We start from the raw sequence: 24474 nt of genomic DNA, 5'->3' as shown, positions 1-24474 counted from the left end.
AGTCTTTTGAAAAAGATTTATAAAGTCTCATGCGAATTGTGTAACACCCAATGAAGAGTTCAGCCTTACCTGAGTCGTGATGATGGAGTGACGGACTGAGGGGCGTAACCTATGGAAGAGGTTTACAGGCCTTTAATAGCGAGCATCCTTGGAAACGTTCTTTTGGCTATTCTGAAGGTTTTTGTTGGGTTCTTATACTCCAGTTTGGCTTTGATTTCCGATGGTATACACTCTCTCTCGGATCTTGCGACAAGTATCGTGGGCTACTTCGGGGTTAAGATCGCATCAAAGCCTGCCGATAAAACCCATCCCTTCGGCCATTCCAGATTTGAATCCCTGTTTGCCTTTTTTATAGGCATATTGCTCTTTCTGGTTGCTTATGAAATAGCCAGAGATGCCCTGAAAAGAATCTTCAGCGGGCATGTTATTGAAGTGAACTCGGTCATGCTTGCCGTTGTTGTGATTTCTATTGTCTCAAAGGAAGCAATGACCCAGTACGCCCTTAGAGTGGGAAAGAAGCTCAACAACCAGATACTTGTTGCAGATGCTTATCACCACAGGAGTGATGCACTGAGCAGTGTCGCTGTTTTAATAGGCTTACTCCTTCAAAGGCTGGGCTTTACCTATGGGGACGCTTTGGCAGGACTTGTCGTGGCTTTGCTTGTGGGTAAGGCTGCTGCTGAGATAGTCTTCAAGAATGTGAACTACCTAACGGGAACTTCTCCACCCTTTGAGCTGTGTGAAAAGATTAAAGAAACTGCACTCAGCGTTGAGGGTGTTGTTGGGGTGCATGACCTGAGGGCACACTACGTCGGTCCAAAGTTGCATGTTGAACTGCACATAGAGGTTCCTCCACACCTCACCCTTAAAGAAGCACATGACATAAGCGAAGAAGTTAAAAGGAGAATCGAAGACCTCGATGAGGTTGAGGCGGCGTTTGTCCATGTAGATATCAAAGGGATAACGGAGTGAGAAAGATGAAGCTTGAAGAGCTCCTGCAGAAGATAGTTCACCAAGAGAACGAGCTTTACAACCTCTACAAGCTTGGAGAGACTTTTGCTACCTATGAGCACCCCTCTTTAATCGAACACTTCCAGTGGCTTGCAAGTGAAGAGCTGAGGCACAAAAATACAATTGAGAAGTTCAGCAGTGAGAAGACTCTGGAAAAAACCGCGGTTATAGATTACGTGGATTCTTTAAGCCTGGAGCCATACTTCCAGGATGAGAGGGCTGAGCCTCAGACACTGACTGATCTTATCTTAGAGGCCCTCATAAGGGAAAAGCACAGCTATGAGCTCTACAAAAAACTAAGCCAGATACTTAGCGGTTCTTTAAGCGAGATATTCAACATGATGGCTCAAGAAGAGCTCAAACATGCCTACAGGCTGAAGATTATCTATGAGGGTTTAGAGGAATAGTTGGATAAAATATCCGACTTGGGGGTTTTTCTACTCTTTATTATTCCGACGGGCTCTGTCTTCAATATTTGTCACCTTGGCAATCTCAGCAAGGGCAAGATATATTTACCTTACCTGCTCATTATTTCCTACCGATACTTTTACTATGGTACTGCGGAATAGCAAAATAATATGACAGGGTGGTTTATATGCCAGTTGAAAAAGTGATGAAAAGAGATGGCCGGATAGTTCCTTTCGATGAGAGCCGTATAAGATGGGCTATACAAAGGGCAATGTGGGAAGTTGGGGTAAGGGATGAGAATCTTCTCGATAAGATTGTGAAGGATGTTGTTGATAGGATCAATGAGCTTTATGATGGGCAGACCCCCCACATAGAGAACATTCAGGACATAGTAGAGCTAGAGCTGATGAGAAATGGCCTTTTTGATGTTGCCAAAGCTTACATAATCTACAGGAAGAAGAAAGCAGAGATTAGAGAAGAGAAAAGGAGAATACTCAACAAAGAGAAGCTCGACGAGATAGACAAGCGCTTCTCAATAAATGCCCTTAGAGTTCTGGCAAGCAGGTACCTCATGAAGAATGAGGAAGGAAAAATAATTGAAAGCCCAAAACAGTTATTTGAGAGAGTTGCCACTTTAGCCGCAATTCCCGATCTTCTCTATGACGAGAGGGTGTTCTCCAAAGAAGGGGGCTACACACAGGATTTGAAGAGAGTCGAGTGTTATCTGCAGAACCTTGAGAACTTCGATAACGTTTACAGCATAGGTCGCTTCAAGCTCAACAAGTACCATTTTGAGAGGATGATAAACCTTTACAGAGAACTGGCAGAGAAGGGAAAAATGAAGGTAAGCATTGACGAATTCTTGAATATGCTCGATAGGGGAGAGTTTGACAAATACGAAGAGGTAATCGAGGAGTTCTTCAACTTGATGGTCAACCAGGTTTTCATGCCCAACACTCCAGCACTCATAAACTCTGGAAGACCGTTGGGAATGCTCTCAGCCTGCTTTGTTGTGCCGATAGAGGATGATATGGAGAGCATAATGAAAGCAGCCCATGATGTAGCTATAATCCAAAAAATGGGTGGCGGTACTGGTTTGAATTTCTCAAAACTCCGTCCAGAGGGAGATTTGGTTGGAACGACGACTGGAGCAGCATGTTTTACTGGAGACACTAGAATACTTACGGAAAAGGGTTTCATACCAATCAAAGAAATAGTACACGGGGAAAAACCAAGGATAGTCACCCACGCAGGCCTGAAGAGCATTATTGAGGCGTACGATAATGGAGAAATGGAAGTTTTCAGGGTCGTTACTGAAGACGGTTATGAAGTTAAGGTTACTGAAGATCACAAATTCCTTGTCTTTGATGAGGACGGAACGCCAATCCTTAAGCCCCTCAGGGAGTTAAACATTGGTGATTACATCTACATACTTGCATCCGAATGGGAGAGTGGTGAATACATCAGACTAAAAACAGATGTTGAACTTAAGAGCAAAGGCTACGACGTTAATTTACCAGAACTACTTGATGAGAGGCTCGCTTACCTCCTCGGAATAATATATGCTGATGGTCACATTAGACACTATTTCGAAAATGGAAGAAGAAAGAATTCTAAAATAGAAATCTATCTGAATAAAACAGAAACCGAGATAAAGGAGAAAGTTAAAAAGTATTTCAAGGAACTCTTTGGCATAGAACCTAAGGAGTTCCTCAGGGAAGAGAGCAACAAGTTAACACTGATGATACCCCCAACTAAGATTGTGAGATTCCTTGAAATAAACGGCCTTTCAAAAGATAAATCTGAGAACATACGTGTGCCCGAAGCCATTTTCAGGAGCAACCCTTCCGTCATGGCCGCTTTCTTAGCTGGATTCTTTGACGGGGACGGTTCAGTAGATCAACACTATAGAATAGCTTTCAAGTCTATTTCAAAGGATTTTATAAAAGATGCACAACTTCTGTTAATAGCTCTTGGAATAGTAACGAGCATACAAGAGTATTCTCCTTCCACTCCCGGTCACCAGACTGTTTATACCCTCAGAATCCAAACAAGAGATATGAAACTTAAAGCGTTTAGTATCTTGAAAGAGTCAGTTAAGCTCTCGAAAATAGCAGATGAAGCCATAGATAACCTAAAGGAAAACGGAAAGAACAAGAAATTCTCATTCCCATTCAATGCAATATACCGTATAAAGAACCCAGAAACCCGGGCAAAAATACAGCGAGATTACAAACTTCTTGCCTACAACTCAAAAGTCACCCACAGGGCATTCATAAAGAAGATACTGGAGCTAAAAGATGAGCTTAGGCTTGAACCGGAAGAAGTAGAGTATTTCGAAATGCTCTCAAAGTTATATCCCACAAAGATTTCAAAGATAGAACCTCTCGGAAAGGCTCATGTTTACGATCTTCAGGTTGAGTACGTTCATCTCCTTACTGGGAACGGAATTTACACCTCTAACAGCGGACCCGTATCGTTCATGCACCTCATCGATGCCGTTAGCGATGTGATAAAGCAGGGCGGAGTGAGAAGAGGAGCGAACATGGGAATCCTTGAAGTGTGGCACCCAGATATTGAGAAGTTCATCCATGCAAAAGAGCAGAATGTTGGAACAAACGTTTTAAGCAACTTCAACATAAGCGTTGGGCTGTGGGCTGATTTCTGGGAAGCCCTCAAAGAAGGGAAGAGGTATCCTCTCATCAATCCAAGAACAGGGAAAAAGGTAAAGGAAATCGATCCTAAGAGTCTTTTTGAAGAGCTAGCTTACATGGCATGGGCAAAGGCTGATCCGGGCGTAGTGTTCTTTGACATAATAAACAGAAGAAACGTTCTGGAGCCTGCAAAGGGAGAAAAAATCCGTGCAACCAACCCATGTGTTGTTGGGGATACAAGGGTTTTAACACCCGAGGGCTACCTCAAGATTGAAGAGCTCTTTAGGATTGCAAAAGAAAGGAACGAAGAAAAAGTTGTTGCAGTTGAAGGAATAGCTGAGGAAGGAGAAGAGTTCGCTTATCCAATAACGATCCTACTTCCAAATGAAGAAGAGAAAGAAGTCATTTATGAGACTGCACACGGAAAGCAGCTCGCTGTAGCAGACCCCATTGAAACCAAAGCCTATGTCTGGAAAGTTGGAAGAAAGAAAGTGGCTAGAGTAAAGACAAAAGAGGGTTACGAGATAACCGCTACCCTTGACCATAAGATAATGACAAAGGATGGCTGGAAAGCAGTTGAAGAGCTTAAAGAAGGTGATTTAATAGCCTTGCCAAGGTTTGAGATCGAGGATGACTTTGGAAGCGAGAGTATAGGTGAAGATTTAGCGTTTGCCTTGGGATGGTTTATTGGGGATGGATATATTAACACAAATGATAAGAGGGTTTGGTTCTACTTCAACGCTGAAAAAGAAGAGGAGATGGCGCATAAAATCTCTGAAATACTCAAGAAGCACTTTAACTCCAAAGCCGAACCTCACAAATACGGAAGTGAAATCAAGCTTGGAGTGAGGGGCGAAGCCTACAGATTCTTTGAGAAAATAGTCAAAACGAACGAAAAAAGAGTTCCAGAAATCGTTTACCGCTTAAAGCCAAATGAGATCAGAGCATTTTTAAGAGGTCTCTTCACAGCTGACGGCTACGTGGACAATGATAGTGCAATAAGACTAACTTCAAGGGATAGGGAGCTTTTAAGAGACGTCCAAGATTTACTGCTTCTCTTTGGTATACTATCAAAAATCTACGAAAGGCCATACAAGGGTACATTTGAATACACAACCAAAGACGGTGAAAAGAAAATCTACGAAGCGCAGGGATATTATGAACTCGTTATAGCAAACTACAGCAGAAAGCTGTTTGCAGAAAAGATTGGCTTCGAAGGAGAAAAACAAGAAAAAATTAGGCTCAATAAAACAAAAATTGACGAACCCTACGCAAGAGTTGATAGTGTGGAAATCATCGGAGAAGAAATTGTTTATGACTTAACGGTACCGGAGATTCATAGCTATGTCTCCAACGGATTTATGAGCCACAACTGTGGAGAAGAGCCCCTCTACGACTACGAATCGTGTAATCTAGCCTCTATAAACCTTGCAAAGTTCGTAAAGTACGACGAAGAAGAAAAGCCCTACTTCGATTGGGACGAATATGCTCAGGTTATAATGAAAGTCGCCAAATACCTCGACAACGCTATCGATGTGAACAAGTTCCCGCTTCCGGAGATTGACCACAACACAAAGCTCACCAGAAGAATCGGCGTTGGGATGATGGGGTTAGCAGATGCCCTGTTCAAGCTTGGAATTCCCTACAACAGCAAGGAAGGCTACGACTTCATGAGGAAGGCAACGGAGTACCTGACCTTCTACGCATACAAGTACAGCATAGAGGCGGCAAAGAAGAGGGGAACCTTCCCGCTTTACGAGAAGACCAGATATCCTGAGGGAGAGCTGCCGGTGGAGGGCTACTACCACAGGGAGATATGGAACCTCCCGTGGGATGAGCTTGTTGAGGAAATCAAGAAATACGGCGTAAGGAACGCAATGGTAACCACATGCCCGCCGACGGGAAGCGTCTCAATGATAGCAGATACCTCAAGTGGAATTGAGCCAATCTTTGCACTAGTTTACAAGAAGAGCGTCACGGTTGGAGAGTTTTACTACGTTGACCCGGTCTTCGAGGCTGAGCTTAAGAAGAGAGGACTTTACAACGATGAGATCCTTCAAAAGATAAGCGACAACTACGGAAGCGTGCAAGGCTTGGAAGAGATACCGGAAGACATGCAGAGAGTTTTTGTGACCGCAATGGACATTCACTGGCTTGACCACCTCTTGGCCCAAGCAAGCATCCAGCTCTGGCTCACCGATAGCGCAAGCAAGACCATAAACATGCCAAACGACGCAACCGTTGAAGACGTTAAGGCCGCTTACCTCCTAGCCCATGCCCTTGGATGTAAGGGAGTTACAGTTTACAGGGACGGAAGCCTGAGCGTTCAGGTGTACTCTGTGGAGGGCGAGAAGAAGAAGCGCGTACCGGCAAAGCCGAGCGAATATGCAAAGAAAATACTCAGAGAGATCGTTGAGAGTGAATCGTGGCTCAAAAAGTTCATCAATGTTGAGGCGATAATAGACGGCACCAACGGAAAAGAAGCACCGGCGTTTTCTTTGAGTATCTCAAGAGCCCAAAAACCAGTAGCAGAAACCATTAAGGAAAGAAACGTAAAAGACCTTCTTGGGGTAGCCTACTGTCCGGTGTGCTATGAAAAAGATGGAGAGCTCGTGGAGCTCAAGATGGAGAGCGGATGCGCCACCTGTCCCAAATGCGGCTGGAGCAAGTGTGTGATTTCTTGACCCTTCTTTTAAATTTCATTGTTTTAATAAGGGGCAAAGTTCTTCAAGCAATAGTAAATGTTGTATTATTGTTCTATTATTGTTCTTTGGACAACACTTATATAGTTCGAAGTCATAAAACTAGTGATATCAAAACCCTTGATGGGGATATTCATGCGGTTCCTAATAAGACTTGATGGGAAAAGTTCAGAGTTTAAAGTCCCATACAACCACCAGCACTACCTCCAAGGGCTCATCTACCGAAGAATTCAAAGAGTAAACCCCGGACTAAGCCTAAACCTCCACCGCCCAAAAGTACCAAAACTCTTCACGTACTCACTCTTTATGACTGAAAAACGGAAGACAATTCCCGGAGAGAAGTACTTCATTGGGAGCGGCAAGGGTTTCTTTTACTTCTCCACACCCATAGCGGAAATCGCTGAAGCCTTCATTGGCGGGCTCCTCCAGGAGCCGGAGGTAAAGCTCTGGGGCGAAGAGTTCTACGTGGAGGAGGTCAAGGCATTAGCGGAACCCGATTCTTACAGTGGGAGGACTTACTCTACACTCTCCCCAATTGCCGTCACGACTTTAAAGCCCGAGCTTGGGAAGCTTAAGCGGTACGACCTCTCTCCAACGGAGGAGGAGTTTTACAGTAACCTGAAGGAGAACTTGAAGGAGAAGTATGTTTTGCTTTATGGCAAGGCGCCGCCGGATGAGTTTGAGGTTAGAGTGCTCAAGGTCAAGCCGAAGAGGTTTGAAGTAAAACCGGGCATTTTCCAGAGGGCTTGGCATCTGGTCTTCAAGGCTTATGGTGATGAAGAGCTGATAAGGGTTGGCTATCAAGCTGGCTTTGGGGAGAAGAACAGCTTGGGCTTCGGGATGGTGAAGGTTGATAGTAGAGGGAATGCAAAAAGAGTCTGACGGCGACGTGAAGACCATTTTCAACCACGCTTTAATCGGAACACACTGTTGCATGTTAAAGTGTGTTAGAGAGTGCTCAATAATCAATAAACAGATGGGTTAAATGTTAGAATGGTGCTCCAAAATCCCTCAAACCAATGCCTTTCCAGCGAGACTCAGAACAGTGTTTAGATTTTTCTAAACATTCTTCTGTTCCTCGTTAAACACAAATAAACGTAAAGCTTAAATTCAGAAGTACTCCACTGTATTATGGTGAACTTCCATGACCGAGTATGAGGGCATTGTGAAAATGCTGAGGTTCTTTGTCCAGACGAAGAACTTCAGCTACGTGGACAGGATTGGGAACGCACTGAACCCCGAGCCCGTGGAGGTGGCACTCCTTGAGGCCCTCAGGGCCTTCAGGTCGATCAGGGAAAGCGCTCCCGTTGATGAGAACGGGAGAAGGTATGTGGAGGACAAAAATGGCAATAAAATCCTCGTCCCCGGGATTCCGAAAGACGAAGAGGTGAAGAAGTTCCTCGACGATGTTCGCTCTGACATCGGGGTCGCCAAACTCGTGGCCACTCTTGCTCTCGCATATCCCTCAAAGAAGGAAAACTCCGGAGGTGAGGAGTGATGTTTTTGAGCGTTGGAGTCCGGTTTGAGGCCAACGTCGAGGCCCTCAACATGGTAGAAACTGCCGGAAACTACGGCAAGCACAGGCGCGTCCCATACCTCGTGGAAGAGGACGGGAAGCTGAAGACCGTCTATGTACCCGCTGTAAGTGGTGAAAGCCTTGGCCACGCGTACCAGGAGCACCTCGTCAGGGAGTCCCTCTCTATGAGCCTGCCCGTCTGCGACGACTGTCACAGGGGAGAGTTCTACAAGTCCATGAACAAGGTGCATCTCCAGAAGAAAGTTAATCCAATCCCAGAGGATCCAAAAGAAATCGAAACGGCTATAGTGAGGGCATGCGTTGTTGAAGATGTTGGTGGTTTCCTCTATGCTGAGAAGCCGCCGGTTAGAAGGACATCAGCCTTCCAGGTAAGCTACGCGCTTCCGGTGAAGTCCGTTGCACTCTTTGCCACCTCTGAACCCCAGCTCCACGCCAGGCACGCCCAGATGGACGCGTCGAGCAAGAAGGGCAACGCCTCAGAGCAGATGATATACTACGTCGAAACCGGCACCGCACTTTACGGCTTCACGTTCAACCTCGACCTCGATGCGATAGGTGTGAGCGCGATAACCTCGGAGCCGATACTCGATGAGGGCGAAATAAAGAAGAGGAGGGAAGCGGCGTTAAAGGCCCTCTTCAGAATGCTGTCCTCGGGACAGTTCGGGGCCAAGCTCTCGCGCTTCTTCCCGGTCGGCGGCATAACCGAAGTGGCCGTGGCGGTCACGGAACACCCCTTCGTGGTCACTTCACCTATCTATGACGACTACGTAGAGAAGACTCAGAAGCGCCTGAAGATCCTTGAGAGATTCAAGGAAGGCTACCGCTTCATAGTCGCCACCGGGGAAAAAGTCCCGGAGGAGGCCTTAGGGGAGGCCATTGACTATCTACACGAGAGGGGAGCCTTCTGAGGTGGTCCCCTTGACTTTATTTTTGAAGGTTCAGCTGAGGCCCACGGGGATAATAGCCCTCCGCTCTCTCCCCCAGAGCAAGATGAGAACCGCCCTTCGCCACGCTCCACCGACAGCGCTGATAGGAGCAATAGCCTACCCCCTCCTTCACATCAGCGGCGAAAGGGACGAGACGGTCTACGAGAAAAAAACCTACAAAAGCAAGGCAAACTCAGTGGTGGGCCTCTTCAGGTGGGTCACAATCAAGACCGAAGTTAAACCGAAGCTCTACGGATCTCTGCTAAAAATTAACACCATCTACCGCGGAAATGCTCAAACTGCAGTGACTTCGTTTCCTTTTGCCGTAATCTACGGTGAACGGGAAGGCTCACTAACTGCTGCGTACATCATTGACGAGGATGCCCTCTCAGAAAGCCCATACACTCAAAGAGACCTGGAAAGAGCCGCATGGGGGATAACCAGGCTGGGCTCAAGGGAGTCGGTTGTCAGCGTCGAGGACGTGGAGGTGGGAAAGACAGAGGTTCACCAGGCAGAGAAAGTCAGAACAGCGTATGCTTTCCCTTACAAGGGAATCATCGACATCAGGGGTGGGTCTGGAGTTCTTCAGACAGTTGTCGACTGGCGCTCAGGAATTGGCGACTACTCCAGCGCCCCAAGAGTTGTGATGTTTTACCCCGAAGGCACCGTTGAAGTCAGCGGGAGGCTGTCGGTTGCAGAGCTCGGTGGGGAGGTGGTCATCCTTGCTCCTTGAAGCCCTTGAGAGGTACCCCTACGAGGGCCTGACCAGAGAGCTCCTGTCCCTCGGCATGTCGTGGGTAGTGATGAACGCGGGGCTTGAGCCGGACGAAGAAGAGCTCGCCGATGCCCTTGAGGGGGCACTCACCTCGCTCGCCAGCCGGATAAACGCTCACACGTCCAAAATGGGCAGAAATGACAGAAGTTCCTTCGACAAGGTTTTGAAAGCCTGGCTTGGTAGGAGTGCCCCTGAAACCTACGGTGAGCTCTTTGAGCTTGTCATTAAGGAGACCATAGACCTGCTCCGTGAGGGGAAAATAGACACCGAAGAGTCACTATCTTCGGTAAAAACAGACAAAAACGGGACATACCTTGGGATCGAGTACAACAGGGAGATGGCAATTTTACCAGCCATAATCAAGCAGCCAGAGTATTACGAGCGCCAGAGCGGCTTTTTAAGCCCGACAACAGGTCAAAAGGGCCAGATACGCATGGATCCACTGTGGTTCTCGTTTATGGCCCTCGGTTTCTTTACGGGTTTCGCCGGATTCATCGGGGGCAAGTACTACCTGATGACAAAGCCGGGGATTGAGGGCCTGTGGCCCTATGAAGTGGAGGAGGTCATTGAAAGCGGCATCCTGCCACTGACCGGGGCTGGGGCATCGGGGAGAATTTCCCTGAGCACGGAGGAGATCTATGAGATGAAGCTGGCGATGAAGCTCGCGGAGGAAGGGAGGACTGTCCCCGAGAAGGTCTACCCCGTTACACTTCACCTGATAAGCCTCGAGGGGCAAGTTTACACCGAACTCAAGACCGTACAGCTCAGCCTGGGTGAACTGAGCAGCTACATGGCTGAATACGTGAGGAGGATAGAGGCCACCAGTGTAGGTGGACTGCCCCTTTTGGTGGAGCTTAAGGAGGGTGGTGCCACGGTCAGGAAGTACCCCCTCTGGGCCCTTGTGGACATCGCAGAGAGAGAACTCCGGACGGGTGTCAACGGCGACGGAGAGATGCTGGCCTACATCTTTGTCAAAGACCTGTACAGGGCAGTTAACAGCGGAAAAAAGGAGCTTATCAGAGATGCGGTTTTTAGGCTATTCCGGCAGGGCAGGGCTGTCCTAGAGGGTAGTGGAAGGGCAAGTGGGGAATTCCGGAAGGTCATGAAGGCCTTTATGTGGCGGGAACACTTGGAGGTACTCCTATGAAAGCCTTTGAAGAGGCACTCCAAAAGCTCGCAGAGGCGAAGGGCTTTAGGCCGGAACCCAGACCGCTGCTGGAGCAGGCCTTTCGTTTTATCACCACTTCCGACAAGCCCTCTTTTTTAATCCTTCAAGCTCCGACCGGCTATGGAAAGACCCTCCTCAGCTTCGCTTTGGCTGTCCACTCACTTTATGATGCATCCATCTTCGACAGGGTCATCCACGTCCTCCCAATGCGCTCCATAATCGAAGACATCCAGAAAACTGCCGAGGAAGCCTTTAGGTTCTCTAGGACTAAAATGATGGGCTCAAGCGGCGAGTTCCTCCACCTTTTTCCCCTCAACATAACGACCGCCGATACTTTCACGTGGGATCTGCTGAAGCTCAACACGAAGAAGTGGCACAGGGTTAAAGCCGGTCTGGAGTTCGGCTACGATTATCTTACCCAGGCGTCAATACTGACATCGCTGGTCATTTTGGACGAGGCTCACTTTCTTGTGGAGGACAAATCTATGGTTACGGCGTTTCTTTCCGTCGTCGAGTTCCTAACGTCCCAGAGAGTCCCGGTTGTAGTCATGACCGCCACCCTTTCCGAGGCCCACAGGAAGATCTTTGAGAAATATGCAAACAAAAACGGCTACGAATTCCGTGTCCTAACCCCCCAAAATGGCGACCCGTTCATTGAGAGGGAGCTGAAGAAGGAGATCGAAATTGAGTTTAAAACCGGGAATCCACTGGAGTTCATAGAACCCGGTAAAAGAAACGCGGTCATAGTGAACTCTGTTAAACGGGCGGTGGAGCTGTACGACGAAGTCCTGAAAAGTCCCGGTTTCTGGCCCGACAGGGAGAAGGTGCTCCTAATCCACGGTAGAATGACTCCAAGCCACAAGCGGAAGCTTATCGAGCAGTTGAGAAAATGGAAAAACGAGGAGTTTCTCCTCATTGGGACGCAGGCGGTTGAGGCCGGCGTGGATTTCTCGGTCGATGTCATGGTAACTGACAGGGCGCCCATAAACGCTCTTCTCCAGCGCTTTGGAAGGGTTGCCCGCTATGGTGGCGAGAGGAAGGCGAGGATAATAGTCCTCGAAGATGCTCCCCAGGGGCCTTACCCTGAAGATAAGGTGGAAAAGACCGTGAAACTGATGAAGGAAACAAAAATCCTGCCAAGGGTGCCCGAGACGTATCAGAGTATAGTCACGGAGGTTCACGGGTCAAAACCAAGCTCAATCAACAAAAACGTCAACAGGGAGCTCAAGAGGGAACTGCTCAAGCTTATGGCAGACCCAACTAAAAGAGCAACCCTCGTCTTGGACACTATAGAAAGCCTGACTGCCGGAGGAGTCTCCGTTATGCGTGGCTTCCTGATCCCTCTGCTGGTGGGGGATGAAACCGTGCTGATAAGCCCCCGCAAGCTTATGGAGCTGTATTCTAGAGGAGAGGTGAGGGTCGTCAGGGTTAGTGGGCAGAGGGAAGAAGAGCTGCAAGTACGTGGTCTGAACGATGCGTACAGTGTGGCGAAGTCCATAGCACTCGGAAAGGACATCGAAGTAATATTTACTGGCCAGTACGACATGGAGCGTGGTATTCCATGACCCCGTGTGCGTTTTTCGATGGGGGAATCTGTATTGAGACCATGGAAGCGCACATCACAAAAGGCCTCGAACTCATAGAGGGCCTCTACATCTCGCGGAACTACGGGAAGTTCTTAGGGAAGCTCCTTGGGATTGCCAAGGACGAAGCTGACGAACTTCTCAAAAAGTCCTATGTCATCCATGATGTAGGGAAGTGCCTCGAAGAATTTCAGCAGAGAAGGGCAGGATTTAAGTTCCACGAGTTTTATTCGGCACTCGTTGCAAGGGAGGTCTTCAAAAAGTTCGGGGACGCTGGTGACGTCGCCACGGTTGCTGTATTCCTCCACCACCACAACTGGATACGAGGAAAGAGTCCCGAAAGGCCGAAAAACCTTACCCTCAGCAGTGAATGCGTCGCCTTCATCGAAGAATTCCTCGGTGAGAAAGTCCCGCAAAGCGTCCCCTGGGTTGACCCCAAAAAGGAGTTTTATCCCTACGTTGAGAGAGTTTTGGGGAGCAACCTCAGAGCTGTTTATGCGCTCCTTCTTCCGATAGCTATGGCAGATAACTACGCCGCTCACTGTAACAGAAAAGGAAAGGCCAGTTCCCTGTCGGGGGAGCTTTTTGAAGCCCTTGACGTTAGGGGGTGGGACGTTGCTGGTTATATTTCCCGTGGGCTTTGATGAGAAGTTCATCATAAGGGCTCTGGTCCGAAAAAGGGAGGGCGTGGACGGGCTTGGCCCTGGTGATAGGCTCCTTGCTGTAGTTCCCGAGGGATATGGGAAGGAGGAGAGAGCAGTCAATGCCATAAATTCGATTAAGGCCATAGCTTCACCCATAACTGGGGAGGACAACGTCAAAATCCTCGAAGTGCCGCCTGACGGTGAGGATATGGTTCTAAAGATAGCGCAGGCCGTCAGGGAGAACCTAACCACCGACCGCATTGTCCTGGCAGTCCTCTCCGGCGGAATGAGGCCTATCTTGGTCTCTACCCTTCTTGCCCTCCTGAGCGTCAGGGATGCTAGGGTGATCGTTGAGAGCGACTTTGAGAACCTTAGCGGACACATCTCCCTTGAACTCGGGGCGTTTCTGGCACCCCCCAAGAGGAGGTGGGTAATGATACTTTGTGGTCTTCTCAAAGGATGGAGCGTAAGAAAGATTGCCGAGGATCTTGGGGTTTCGCCCGCTACCATCAGCAACGAGCTAAAGGGCATCCTGAGGTACAACCTTGCAAGAGCTGTTACACCCAACGACAGGACTCCGAAATATGCTGTTACGGAGGCGGGAAAGCTCTATCTGCGGCTCTGGGGGGAAGGATGCCATGAGACTTAGCATCACCCTCCACTTCGAAAGGCCCTTCATCATCCCCTACAACTACCCCCACTATCTCTACTCGTTCCTGCTCAACGCCATCAGACTATCTGACGAAGACGTGGCCAGGAGAGTCCACAACAATAAGAGAGATGTCAAGTTCGTGGCCTCTAGGTTTCAGCCGGAGGGGAGGGCGGAGAAAGTTGAGAACGGCCTCCTCGTTGAGTCCGGAGCTGTGAAGCTCCACGTCGCCTCCACGGAAACAGCCTTGCTGAGGGCCCTCATTGATGGTCTTGGTCGCGGAAGGGAGAGGCTCCATGTAATGGGCAAGAGGCTTCTCCACTGCGAGCTGGAGCTTGATGAAACGCCCGAACACCTCTCAGGGAAGCGCTTTAGGACGCTTTCCCCTGTCAACGTCTATTACAACAACCCACCAAACGGCTTTAAACAATGGGATCTTTCTCCAGTTGGTCAACCTAACAGTCCCTTTAAGAACGAGCCCGAAATATGGAAGAGGCTCGTGTTTGAGAATCTGAAGTCTAAGTACTTAATGGTTTATGGGGAACCCTACAATGGCGACTTTGATATCAAAGTTCTCACAAAGAACCCAAAGAGCAAGAGATTTTTCATAAAGAGGGATGAAAAAACTGGGAAACCGATCTACACCCAGGCATGGGAGTTTGATTTTAAGATGTGGGGGGAGGAAAAGCTCCTTCGCGTTGCCTACGACCTCGGTTTAGGAATGCGAAATCCGCACGGGTTTGGAATGATAGAAATGGAAAAAGGGCTTAGATAATGTCATCCAATGGATTCTTCTCTATCCCAATTGTTTCTCTTTTCGGCATTGAGCGGAGCTTGTAAACAACAATAGAGTCCTCATTTTCATCAATAATCTCTTTGAGACCAGCTTTTATGCGCTCAAATTCTGCCAGTGTTATTTCTCCCTCAAAAACGCTGTTCTGAACCCAGTGGAGGTACTGTCTGAGGAACTTCTTAACTTTATTAACCCTTTCAACAGCAACGTCATAGACGATAATCACATACATAACTCATCGACATTAATTTTAAACACGCTTTCTTTTATGTTTTTTGGAATGTTATCACGTTAGAATAGTCCTATTTTTAGTTCACTCTTGTATTAGAGAATTAAATTTGAAATCATTCTATAAGAGGGTTTTGGAAGTCTTTAGTAACTAAAAGTTACTATCAGACAAAGAGTTACAAAATTTTGAGGTTTTTGTAACGAAATTTTTTCGGAATTTTGAACGGGGTCTTTTTAGAGCTTCTCTGATACTCTCTCCTCGTGGAAATTTAACCTTTTTGAATTTAAGGATGTTTTAAGGCTTTGTTTTTGATTTTGGCTTTTATTTTGTCTCTGGAAGTCTCATGGACAAGATTGGACATGGAGGAAAAAGAGTAAGTTCAGGCGAGTGAGTGCTTTGAAGTCTTCTCTAGTGGCTTGGATTCGAGCTTTTTGAGGGGATTTTTATTGACCCTTTGTGGAAAGGCTTATAAATTTCAAGTTCTCTAATTACTTTGTAGGGAGTTTAGAGGAAAATTCGCCCCTGTTCCAATAAGACTTTAGAAGAATTGAAAGTAGGGCCTTAGCTAAACTTATGGCCTCGTCCACCTTAGTTCCAATAAGACTTTAGAAGAATTGAAAGCCTCACCGTTGTGGATCACAAAGCCGTATCCTTCGAGTTCCAATAAGACTTTAGAAGAATTGAAAGAAAGAGTTGTTTGATTTTTGTTTTTCAGTTTTAATGGGTTCCAATAAGACTTTAGAAGAATTGAAAGTAGTGTTTAGTTTGCCTTATCAAAAGCTCATGCTGAAGTTCCAATAAGACTTTAGAAGAATTGAAAGATTTTGTAATACTTACAAAAATTTTGTATTATCTATGTTCCAATAAGACTTTAGAAGAATTGAAAGGCGTCTGTGCGGTAACCGCCTACTCTGACGGGTAAGTCGCGTTCCAATAAGACTTTAGAAGAATTGAAAGTCAATGTGTCTGACGCTAACATATCACCTGCATCATCAGGTTCCAATAAGACTTTAGAAGAATTGAAAGTTTGAAGATCCAACATAAAAGGAGTTAAGCCCTCCCCAAGTTCCAATAAGACTTTAGAAGAATTGAAAGCTAAGACCCTCTTCACAGCACTAATTTCCTTGTCGATGTTCCAATAAGACTTTAGAAGAATTGAAAGCTCCTTAAACTTCTTCTTATCTACCTTCACTTTCTCAGTTCCAATAAGACTTTAGAAGAATTGAAAGCCCTCCCACTGCTTTTGGTTTTTGTGTGTTGGCTTGTTCCAATAAGACTTTAGAAGAATTGAAAGGTGCTACGTATTCCCGTTCACCTTCCTTGCCTATACGGTTCCAATAAGACTTTAGAAGAATTGAAAGTATTCATTAACTGTTTAGGATCGTGGATGCCGTAAAGTTCCAATAAGACTTTAGAAGAATTGAAAGATAACAGCACAAGAGGCCCTAAACCGCTTGATGAATTAGTTCCAATAAGACTTTAGAAGAATTGAAAGATACATCCCTTTCCACCTCCTTCAGAGGTAGAAAAAATGTTCCAATAAGACTTTAGAAGAATTGAAAGTGAGATGCTTTTAACAATGTATTTCAGAAAGGTGATGTTCCAATAAGACTTTAGAAGAATTGAAAGGGAGTGGTAACAAAGAAGCCCAGCTAAGCCTTAACGGCGTTCCAATAAGACTTTAGAAGAATTGAAAGTGAGTGAGTTGAAAAAATTTCCACTCAGACGATATCGGAGTTCCAATAAGACTTTAGAAGAATTGAAAGAATATAACGCCTCTTCCGACGATATGACCTTTTCCTTGTTCCAATAAGACTTTAGAAGAATTGAAAGATAAAAAACGCCTCCGTGCGCCCGCCTCTGTAGGAGAGTTCCAATAAGACTTTAGAAGAATTGAAAGCTTTAGTCTCCTCATCGATGTGTGCCTGTAAAAGCTGTTCCAATAAGACTTTAGAAGAATTGAAAGTGGTGAAAATAAGCGTATTTATTATACGTTAGTGCTAGTTCCAATAAGACTTTAAAAGAATTGAAAGTATATGTATCCGGCGCTGGTGGTATTCTATCGAGTGAGTTCCAATAAGACTTTAAAAGAATTGAAAGTGCCGGGAGAGACCGAACCATACGTTTTACCACCAGGTTCCAATAAGACTTTAAAAGAATTGAAAGATCCTCAAAGGTCTTGGTAATGTAGGCCCGTCAAAAAGTTCCAATAAGACTTTAAAAGAATTGAAAGGAAGAGGTAGTGAGTGCGTGGAGGGAAAACCTTCGCGCGTTCCAATAAGACTTTAAAAGAATTGAAAGGAAAAAATTAAAAGGTTACTCGAAATGATAGACCACGTTCCAATAAGACTTTAAAAGAATTGAAAGAAGTCAATAGACCACAGCCAGGATATAGATATTTCACTGTTCCAATAAGACTTTAAAAGAATTGAAAGAGGAAAAAGTTAAAGAAACTCTTGAGTTTCAGTTTAAAGTTCCAATAAGACTTTAAAAGAATTGAGTATGAGCCTTTCTTCCCTGTTTCTGCTCCTATAGTAGAAGACATGGCTTCTTCTCCATAATGATTATGTTAAACTGTCTGTTAACTTGAGAGCTCATTTGCAAAAACATCACAAAGAGAATCAGGAATTGGAAAAATCGAAGAGCTAACATTAATGTATACCCTAGCATTGTATGTACACATATGTTCAGAAAAGCTTATATATGAAGTTGGTTGTTAATTTACTGAAAGTACTATATACTACTACAAGTACATGAGGTGTTAAACATGAGAAAATTAGTGTTTGTCATGTTGCTCCTTGGAATTTTGGGTTTTAGTGTAATAGCAAGTGGGTGCATTGGGGGTGGCAAAACAACTAGCACAGCAACACAAACACAGTCTTCAAGCCAAGAAGAACAGAAGATTATTGAACTCGAATTCTGGCATGGGATTGAAGCCCCAGAAAACCAAAAGGTTCTCGAAGAACTAGTCAACAAATTTATGGAGAAACACCCAAACATTAGGATAAAGATTGTCAACTATGGAGCCCAAGATAAGGCTGTTCCAAAGATTATGGCTGCTGTACAAGCAGGCACTCCTCCAGATCTTGTATGGTTGAACCCAGCTCAGACTGGCGTTTTTGCAGAAGCAGGAGTTTTAGCTCCTGTTGAGGATTTCATAAAGAACGACCCGTCATTTAACAAGGATGACATATACGAGGGGCTCTGGGAGCTTGGAACATACAAAGGAAAGATATATACGGCCCCCTTTGATACAAACAACTTGGCGATTTATTATAACAAAGAGCTCTTCAGAGAAGCAGGTCTCGACCCCGAGGCATATATGGGTAAAGCCTTAACTTGGGAGGAATTTAGAGAACTTGCAAGAAAACTCACAAGGGACAAAGATGGAGACGGTGAAATAGATCAGTACGGCTTTATGGTTCCTTTTGGTAGATATGAGTGGACAGCCTGGACTTGGGAGGTTTTCTTATGGTCAGCAGGCGGAGAATTACTTGATGAAAATGGAAAACCTGCATTTGCAAGTGATGCTGGAGTTAAGGCACTTCAATACTGGGTCGATCTTGTTTACAAAGACAAAGTTGCTAAGCTTAGCGAACCCAATGCAGGTTACAAGCTAGATGACTTCTTTGCTGGAAGGGTTGCAATGACAATAAACGGACCTTGGAACTTCCCAGTCCTTAAAGAGCAAAATTGGCTCGACAAGGTAGGAGTTATGCTAATGCCCTACGACAAAAGAATTGCAACAAACATTGGTGGTGAGAACCTGTTCATCTTTAAAACTACACCTGAGAGAGAAAAAGCCGCTTGGGAATTTGCAAAATACATTATGAGTCCTGAATTCCAGGTCACATGGGCTTTAAAAACTGGGTACCTTCCAGTTTGTAAGAGCGCTGCAGAGGATCCAGAATACAAGAAATTCCTTGAGGAGAATCCCTTCATTAAGATTTATGTAGAAAACTTACAGTACGGAAAAGCTAGACCACCAGTTCCACAATACCCAGATATGTCTGCCGCAATCGGTGAAGCAATTGAAGCAGCGCTACTTCAGAAGAAAGATCCAGCCCAAGCATTAAAAGAAGCACAGGAAAAAATAATGTCGTTATTTGGTTCTTGATACTTCTCTTCTAATTTTTTGGAGGGAGAAAAATGGCAATCCGGGAATTCAAACAACAACTTGAAGCCTACATGTTTTTAAGCCCGGCACTTATAATCATGTTATCATTTCTTGCTTATCCTGTAGTCTATTTAGTGTACATCAGTTTTTTTGACTGGAGAGGGCTAGGAGGTAAGGAATTCGTTTTTCTGGAGAATTATAAAAATATCTTGACAAGCCCTGAATTTTGGAATGTATTTAAGAATACTCTGGTTTATTTGGCGGGAGTTGTCCCAACCACAATGGTAATATCCCTCTTTCTTGCTGTTTTCTTAAACTCAAAAATAAGAATGAGGAGCATATACAGAACATCAATATTCTCTCCAACTGCAATATCTTTTGTTGCTACAGGGATAATTTGGGTTTGGATGTTTAATACAGATTATGGTCTCGTTAATAGAGTTCTGGAGTATTTTGGAATTTCAAGTATAGACTGGCTTAGAAGTACACGGTGGGCTATGGTCGCCGTCATAATAGCGACGGTATGGGCAAGGGTTGGATATTTTATGGTCATTTATTTGGCAGGGCTTCAAACAATTCCCGAAGATTACTATGAAGCTGCCAGCATAGATGGTGCAAACTCACTTCAGAGGTTCATTAAAATAACACTGCCTCTGCTAAAGCCAACTCATGTGCTCGTTCTTGTTATGCTCACGATTTTCTCTTTCAGAGATTTCGACCAGATATATGCTATGACTGGAGGAGGCCCTATGATGTCAACTACAACGCTTGCGTATTACATATACGTGCTAAGCTTTGAGCGCTTTAGATTTTCCCAAGGAGCAACTGTGGCAGTGATACTCCTAATTCTTGTCCTCTTTGTTCAGTATCTCCAGAGAAAGGCGTTTGGGGAGGAAGCAATATATTGAGGTGGGGGATATGAAGTGGAAAAGTATTGTAATTCACGGGATTATTTTGGTCGTGGTTATAATAGTCTTAATCCCAATCATATGGACATTTTTCACATCACTCAAAGACCCGATAGAGATCGCTCAAGGGGGGCTATTGCCCAAAGTATGGCACTGGGAAAATTATAAGCTGGCATGGGCCCAAGGTGAGTTTCCAAGAAAGTTCCTAAACAGTTTAATAGTAGCTTTCACAGTAACGCTGGGTCAGGTTATAACATCGGCAATGGCCGGATATGCCCTTGCCAGAATGGAATTCAAAGGCAAAGACCTGATATTCAGTATTGCAATAGCAACAATGCTTCTTTCAGAGCAGATAATTATTGTACCCTTGTACCTAATATTGGCAAAATTAGGATGGATCGACAGTTACAGGGGACTTGCAATTCCATGGTTTTTTAATGGATTTGGAGTGTTCTTATTCAGGCAGTTCTTTTTAACAATTCCAAGAGACATAGAAGAAGCTGCTATAGTAGATGGAGCCTCGAGATTTAGGATACTTTGGCAGATAATGCTTCCGCTGGCAACTCCTGCAGTGTTAACGCTTTCAATGTTCACGTTTATAGCAGAATGGAATTCTCTTTTCAAATGGCTAATCTTAACAAAATCTCCGGAGATGAGAAACGTACAGCTAGGCCTTATTATCTTCCAAGAGCAATTTATAGCCCAGTATCATCTCTTAACTGCCGCAACAATACTTGTATCACTTCCCTCGATACTACTGTTCCTTATCGGACAGAGGTACTACATCAAGGGTATTGCTACAACAGGAGTTAAGGGGTGAGGTTATGAGGGTAGCTATGATAACTCCCCATGGTGACCCACTTGGAAAGCTTGGAGAACCCGACACTGGTGGACAGTGTGTTTATGTCAAGGAGCTCAGCAAACACCTCGGAAAGCTCGGAGTTAAAGTGGACATATTCACGAGGCAGAGGGGCGGAAGAAAGGAGGTAGAGCACATAAACGAGAACGTCAGGGTCATCAGGATAGAGTGCGGGCCCGAAGGATTCATCCCCAAGGAGAAGCTTATGCCCTACCTCCCGGAGTTCACAGACAGGGTCTCGGAGTACTTCGAGAGGGAAGCCTATGACGTCATTCACACCCACTATTGGGATGGCGGCTTCGTAGGGATGGAGCTCAAGAAGCGCCACGGGGCTAAAATGGTTCACACCTCCCACTCGCTTGGAATACTAAAGGCGAAGGCCTTAGGAGACTTTGAGCCCTATAAGGAGAGGATAGAGCTTGAGAAGAAAATCTACGAGACGAGCGATGCCATAGTAGCAACGACCGAGATTGAGAAGAACGACATAGCAACCCTCTACGAGATACCAAGAGAAAAAATCCACGTGATTCCCATAGGCGTGGACACAACATTCTACAGGCCGATGGGAGAGAAGGGAGAGCTGAAGAGGGAGCTTGGCCTCCCGGACGTCCCTCTGGTGTTTGCACTAGCGAGGCTCGACCCGAGGAAGGGGCTCGACCTCCTCATAAAGAGCGTCCCGTACATAAGGGAATACTACTCGGGGGACTTCCTCGTGCTCATAAGCACAGGTACTGGAGCGAAGGAAGAGGAGAAGGAGATGAACAAGCTCCTAAGCCTTATCGAAAGCCTCAGGGTGAAGGAGCACATCAAGATAATCCCCGCCATAGAACCCAGAGAGCTTGTTCCTAAGTACTACTCCGCGGCGGATGTCTTCGTATTGTCTTCTCCCTACGAGCCCTTCGGGATAGTTATGCTCGAAGCAATGGCATGCAAAACAGCTATCGTAGCCACTAAATTTGGAGGGCCGGCGGAGGTTCTCCAGGACGGATACGACGGCTTCCTGATTGACCCGAGGGACTCAAGGGAGATGGGGAAGAAAATAGCGTTCCTCCTTGAGGACAAGGAGCTTAGGAGGGTATTCGTGGATAGAGCCTACAAGAAAGTCATGGAGAAGTACTCGTGGAAGGTTGTTGCTAAAGAAATGCGCAGTCTCTATCAAAAGCTGTGAGGTGAAAGAGATGCTCGATGTACTTTCAATTGGAGAAGTATTGGTTGACCTGAAAATTATACACAGTAAGCTTAGCATGCACACTGGTGGTTCTTGCCTCAATGTTGCTTTTTATGCTAGTCAGGCAGGGGCTCGTTCTTCCTTTATAGGTACCATAGGCAACGACTTCTTGGGAGATTATATAATAAGGGAACTCAACGAGCTTGAGTTTAAGCCCATGCTTTCAGTCGTCGACAGCAATACAACTTTGGTACTAATAAAGACCGAGAAAGAAAGTCCTATCCCAGTAATCTACAGAGATGCTGATAGGTTTATAACAAAAGAACAGGTAGAAAAGAACTGGAAAGACGCGAAGATTGTGCACACTTCTGCTTTTGCCCTCTCCCTTTTTCCTTCTAAAGAAGTGATTTTAGAAGTCTTAAAAGAAGCCAAGGAAAATGGGGCCCTAATCTCCATTGATCCTAACTATAGAAGGGAGATCTGGAAAAGATGGGGAGCTGATGAAAAAGCTCTGCTTGAAGCAATTTCGCTTGCGGACTTTGTTAAGCCTTCTCTTGATGATGCAAAGGAGCTCTTTGGAACCAAGGATCCAATAGATGTCTTACAAAATTTTAAGAAGCTCGGAGCAAATAATGTTATCCTCAGTATGGGCTCCAAGGGAGTCTTGGCTCTAACAGAGGATGGAAAATTTATTCAAATACCCGCCAAGAAAGTTAAGTTAGTCGACCCTACTGGTGCGGGTGATTCTCTCCTGGGAACAGTGTTGGCAAAGCTTTCACAAGGATATGACATGGAAGAAGCTATATGGTTTGGAGTAGAAGTTGCTTCGGAGGTAGTTAGTAGAGAAGGAACATTGGTAAAGGTGAGGTAACGTGGAAAGTCTGTTAGAAAAGTTAAAGAGGTTTGGATTCACAAAATACGAAGCTTTAACATATATTACTACCCTAGTTCCCACCACCTGTGAAGTTGTATAATCTGTCCAGATTCACGGCCAGAATCGCCCCTAAAATCCTGACAACCAACCCCCTCAAACTAACACTCCTGCTCGGCCTCAGAAGAAACTACAGAAAAACTTCGAAAACAAAGTCTCAATCCTCCTGCGAAAGTCAGACAAGTACTTGTAAAACTTCTTCTCCTCCAGATTACTAATCTGATTCCCCCGCTTTACTGGCGTGTAAACAACGCCAAACCTCAGAAAATTCCTCCTCGAGCCCCCTGCTAACATACCCCTTATCCAAAAACAGAAAACAGCCGAAAAACTCCTCAACAATCACCCAGAACTTTTCCCGGACAACACTCACATCATGCTTGTTTGCCGGATCAACGGACAGCAAAGCCAACAGGTTCCCATCAGAGTAACAGGTCAGCTTGTACCCATAGTAAAACTTTTTTTAGAGGGAACAAACCCAACTGCGGGCTTTTCAGAGATGACTTCTGAAGAACCCTCCTTATCCTTCCTGTTTTTCTGGCCAACTCCTTGGTCTGAATGGGCTTTGAGTCCAGTATTCTAACGTATTCTCTGGCGTGTTTTTTGAATAATTCTTCCTGCGCTAGGAGCAGGAGTTTTTCGTGCCTGTTCAAGCGTTCTGTTAGTTTGTTGTACCTGATTTTGGGGAACAGCTTCATTTCTTCGATTAGGACTCTGTAAGCGTGCTTGTAAACTCCTCCGAAGTGCAAGTGTGCTAGTATTGCGAAGGTTATCAGGTCGTAGAGGCTGATTATTTCCCTGTGAGTGTTTTTCGGGTAGTGTTTGCTGATTATCGGATAGATTTCGGATTTTATGATCAGGATTTTCCTCTGAAAGCTCAATACAACCACCAATCAATCAAAAGACTTAAGTGCTTATAACTCTAACGATCTAATGGGAACTAGGGTGTATATTCAACTTAAAAATCTTACCAAGGGCGTGTTTATAGTAACCTTTATTAGGGTTTTTGCTGAATTCTTTCGGGTGGTTGTCGTGATCCCCAGATGGGATCACAGACTCAAAGACCCTGAAAGCGTGGCATTCGCAGTTCTTGACGTTTTAGCAGACTTCGAATCAGAAGGAAAGCTGAAGAACCTGCCAAAATCCAAAAAATTTCCAGTAAAAACAATACTGGCAATACTCCTCTTTAAACAATACTACAACCTACCCCTCAGAGACGCCCAGCACTACGGCAGAAAATTCTTCGGAGCAAACATTCACTACTCAACCCTCCACAACTGGGAGAAAAAGCTGAACCTCGAAGAACTGACAAACCACCTCCTGAAAAACTCCAGAAATTACCCTACGCCAGCACTCAAGCAGACTCAACCATTATTACAAATAAAAAAGGGCAGGATAGAAGTTCAGGCAATAAC

At 45.5% G+C, this 24474-nt stretch carries 19 protein-coding genes, 1 pseudogene and 1 CRISPR repeat array; of the genes and pseudogenes, 18 read left to right on the top strand and 2 right to left on the bottom strand.

The window, feature by feature from the left end; genetic code table 11:
• The first annotated feature begins 111 nt into the window (after positions 1-111).
• From THEPK_RS05080 to cas6 (THEPK_RS05025), 12 genes are all read left to right on the top strand, one after another.
• Positions 112-972: a cation diffusion facilitator family transporter gene (locus THEPK_RS05080; RefSeq protein ID WP_042699123.1), complete on the top strand. Its 861-nt coding sequence runs from the start codon at positions 112-114 to the stop codon at positions 970-972.
• A 5-nt stretch (positions 973-977) separates the two neighbouring features.
• Complete coding sequence (locus tag THEPK_RS05075; RefSeq protein WP_004066397.1) at positions 978-1418, top strand: ferritin family protein; 441 nt, start codon at positions 978-980, stop codon at positions 1416-1418.
• Positions 1419-1606: 188 nt separating this feature from the next.
• Positions 1607-6757, top strand: a complete 5151-nt coding sequence (locus THEPK_RS05070) for an adenosylcobalamin-dependent ribonucleoside-diphosphate reductase (protein WP_042699119.1) — start codon at positions 1607-1609, stop codon at positions 6755-6757.
• A 153-nt stretch (positions 6758-6910) separates the two neighbouring features.
• Positions 6911-7657: a CRISPR-associated endoribonuclease Cas6 gene (cas6, locus tag THEPK_RS05065; RefSeq protein WP_042699116.1), complete on the top strand. Its 747-nt coding sequence runs from the start codon at positions 6911-6913 to the stop codon at positions 7655-7657.
• Between the two features lie 262 nt (positions 7658-7919).
• Positions 7920-8273 carry a type I-A CRISPR-associated protein Csa5 gene (gene csa5 / locus THEPK_RS05060; protein ID WP_042699113.1) on the top strand — a complete coding sequence of 118 codons (354 nt, stop codon included), beginning with the start codon at positions 7920-7922 and terminating at the stop codon, positions 8271-8273.
• Positions 8273-9220 (top strand): type I-A CRISPR-associated protein Cas7/Csa2, encoded by a 948-nt coding sequence (cas7a, locus tag THEPK_RS05055; RefSeq protein WP_042699110.1) that lies wholly within the window; start codon positions 8273-8275, stop codon positions 9218-9220. Before csa5 ends, cas7a begins: the two co-directional genes overlap by 1 nt.
• Positions 9189-9971 (top strand): type I-A CRISPR-associated protein Cas5a, encoded by a 783-nt coding sequence (gene cas5a, locus THEPK_RS05050; RefSeq protein WP_342764004.1) that lies wholly within the window; start codon positions 9189-9191, stop codon positions 9969-9971. The genes cas7a and cas5a overlap by 32 nt, the downstream gene beginning before the upstream one ends.
• Complete coding sequence (gene cas8a2 / locus THEPK_RS05045; RefSeq protein ID WP_042699103.1) at positions 9961-11160, top strand: type I-A CRISPR-associated protein Cas8a2/Csx9; 1200 nt, start codon at positions 9961-9963, stop codon at positions 11158-11160. Before cas5a ends, cas8a2 begins: the two co-directional genes overlap by 11 nt.
• Positions 11157-12746 carry a CRISPR-associated helicase Cas3' gene (gene cas3, locus THEPK_RS05040; RefSeq protein WP_042699101.1) on the top strand — a complete coding sequence of 530 codons (1590 nt, stop codon included), beginning with the start codon at positions 11157-11159 and terminating at the stop codon, positions 12744-12746. Before cas8a2 ends, cas3 begins: the two co-directional genes overlap by 4 nt.
• A gap of 41 nt (positions 12747-12787) precedes the next feature.
• Positions 12788-13408: a CRISPR-associated endonuclease Cas3'' gene (locus tag THEPK_RS05035; RefSeq protein ID WP_232194540.1), complete on the top strand. Its 621-nt coding sequence runs from the start codon at positions 12788-12790 to the stop codon at positions 13406-13408.
• Positions 13380-14057 (top strand): CRISPR-associated CARF protein Csa3, encoded by a 678-nt coding sequence (csa3, locus tag THEPK_RS05030; protein WP_042699093.1) that lies wholly within the window; start codon positions 13380-13382, stop codon positions 14055-14057. Before THEPK_RS05035 ends, csa3 begins: the two co-directional genes overlap by 29 nt.
• A complete protein-coding gene (cas6, locus tag THEPK_RS05025) occupies positions 14047-14832 on the top strand; it encodes a CRISPR-associated endoribonuclease Cas6 (RefSeq protein WP_042699090.1) in 786 nt (261 codons plus the stop codon). The genes csa3 and cas6 (THEPK_RS05025) overlap by 11 nt, the downstream gene beginning before the upstream one ends.
• Here cas6 (THEPK_RS05025) and cas2 read toward each other — a convergent pair.
• On the bottom strand, positions 14825-15082 hold the full coding sequence (cas2, locus tag THEPK_RS05020) for a CRISPR-associated endonuclease Cas2 (protein ID WP_042699088.1): 258 nt from the start codon (positions 15080-15082) through the stop codon (positions 14825-14827). The genes cas6 (THEPK_RS05025) and cas2 overlap by 8 nt on opposite strands.
• 521 nt (positions 15083-15603) lie before the next feature.
• A CRISPR array of direct repeats spans positions 15604-17582; the repeat unit is 30 nt; unit sequence GTTCCAATAAGACTTTAGAAGAATTGAAAG.
• A gap of 264 nt (positions 17583-17846) precedes the next feature.
• Between cas2 and THEPK_RS05015 the strand changes: the two genes are divergently transcribed.
• From THEPK_RS05015 to THEPK_RS04995, 5 genes are read left to right on the top strand one after another with little or no spacing between them, the layout of a single operon-like run.
• On the top strand, positions 17847-19196 hold the full coding sequence (locus THEPK_RS05015) for an ABC transporter substrate-binding protein (RefSeq protein WP_042699084.1): 1350 nt from the start codon (positions 17847-17849) through the stop codon (positions 19194-19196).
• A 32-nt stretch (positions 19197-19228) separates the two neighbouring features.
• The gene (locus THEPK_RS05010) at positions 19229-20104 is read left to right on the top strand and encodes a carbohydrate ABC transporter permease (RefSeq protein WP_042699081.1); all 876 of its coding nucleotides are present in this window, start codon (positions 19229-19231) and stop codon (positions 20102-20104) included.
• A gap of 10 nt (positions 20105-20114) precedes the next feature.
• Positions 20115-20924 (top strand): carbohydrate ABC transporter permease, encoded by an 810-nt coding sequence (locus THEPK_RS05005; RefSeq protein ID WP_042699077.1) that lies wholly within the window; start codon positions 20115-20117, stop codon positions 20922-20924.
• Between the two features lie 4 nt (positions 20925-20928).
• Positions 20929-22131 carry a glycosyltransferase gene (locus THEPK_RS05000; protein WP_042699074.1) on the top strand — a complete coding sequence of 401 codons (1203 nt, stop codon included), beginning with the start codon at positions 20929-20931 and terminating at the stop codon, positions 22129-22131.
• 10 nt (positions 22132-22141) lie between these two features.
• Entirely contained in the window at positions 22142-23002 is an 861-nt protein-coding gene (locus THEPK_RS04995; RefSeq protein ID WP_042699072.1) for a carbohydrate kinase family protein, read from the top strand.
• Positions 23003-23075: 73 nt separating this feature from the next.
• Here the strand turns inward: THEPK_RS04995 and THEPK_RS12580 are convergent.
• Positions 23076-23949 (bottom strand): annotated as a pseudogene (locus THEPK_RS12580) (IS982 family transposase).
• An 88-nt stretch (positions 23950-24037) separates the two neighbouring features.
• Here THEPK_RS12580 and THEPK_RS04980 point away from each other — a divergent pair.
• A partial coding sequence (locus THEPK_RS04980) for a hypothetical protein (protein WP_198011289.1) occupies positions 24038-24474 on the top strand: 437 nt, incomplete at its 3' end.

The organism is Thermococcus sp. PK, assembly GCF_000430485.1.
In the GTDB taxonomy this organism is placed as follows: domain Archaea; phylum Methanobacteriota_B; class Thermococci; order Thermococcales; family Thermococcaceae; genus Thermococcus_A; species Thermococcus_A bergensis.
Note: the sequence above shows the minus strand (reverse complement) of the source record. Positions and strands in the feature narration are given on the sequence as shown.

Coding starts and splice junctions, on each gene's coding strand:
- THEPK_RS05010 (WP_042699081.1), top strand. CDS start 19,229: ATGGCAATCCGGGAATTCAAACAACAACTTGAAGCCTACATGTTTTTA.
- THEPK_RS04995 (WP_042699072.1), top strand. CDS start 22,142: ATGCTCGATGTACTTTCAATTGGAGAAGTATTGGTTGACCTGAAAATT.
- THEPK_RS05000 (WP_042699074.1), top strand. CDS start 20,929: ATGAGGGTAGCTATGATAACTCCCCATGGTGACCCACTTGGAAAGCTT.
- THEPK_RS05070 (WP_042699119.1), top strand. CDS start 1,607: ATGCCAGTTGAAAAAGTGATGAAAAGAGATGGCCGGATAGTTCCTTTC.
- THEPK_RS05015 (WP_042699084.1), top strand. CDS start 17,847: ATGAGAAAATTAGTGTTTGTCATGTTGCTCCTTGGAATTTTGGGTTTT.
- THEPK_RS05035 (WP_232194540.1), top strand. CDS start 12,788: ATGGAAGCGCACATCACAAAAGGCCTCGAACTCATAGAGGGCCTCTAC.
- cas6 (WP_042699116.1), top strand. CDS start 6,911: ATGCGGTTCCTAATAAGACTTGATGGGAAAAGTTCAGAGTTTAAAGTC.
- csa5 (WP_042699113.1), top strand. CDS start 7,920: ATGACCGAGTATGAGGGCATTGTGAAAATGCTGAGGTTCTTTGTCCAG.
- cas2 (WP_042699088.1), bottom strand. CDS start 15,082: ATGTATGTGATTATCGTCTATGACGTTGCTGTTGAAAGGGTTAATAAA.
- THEPK_RS05075 (WP_004066397.1), top strand. CDS start 978: ATGAAGCTTGAAGAGCTCCTGCAGAAGATAGTTCACCAAGAGAACGAG.
- cas6 (WP_042699090.1), top strand. CDS start 14,047: ATGAGACTTAGCATCACCCTCCACTTCGAAAGGCCCTTCATCATCCCC.
- cas7a (WP_042699110.1), top strand. CDS start 8,273: ATGTTTTTGAGCGTTGGAGTCCGGTTTGAGGCCAACGTCGAGGCCCTC.
- THEPK_RS05080 (WP_042699123.1), top strand. CDS start 112: ATGGAAGAGGTTTACAGGCCTTTAATAGCGAGCATCCTTGGAAACGTT.
- cas3 (WP_042699101.1), top strand. CDS start 11,157: ATGAAAGCCTTTGAAGAGGCACTCCAAAAGCTCGCAGAGGCGAAGGGC.
- THEPK_RS05005 (WP_042699077.1), top strand. CDS start 20,115: ATGAAGTGGAAAAGTATTGTAATTCACGGGATTATTTTGGTCGTGGTT.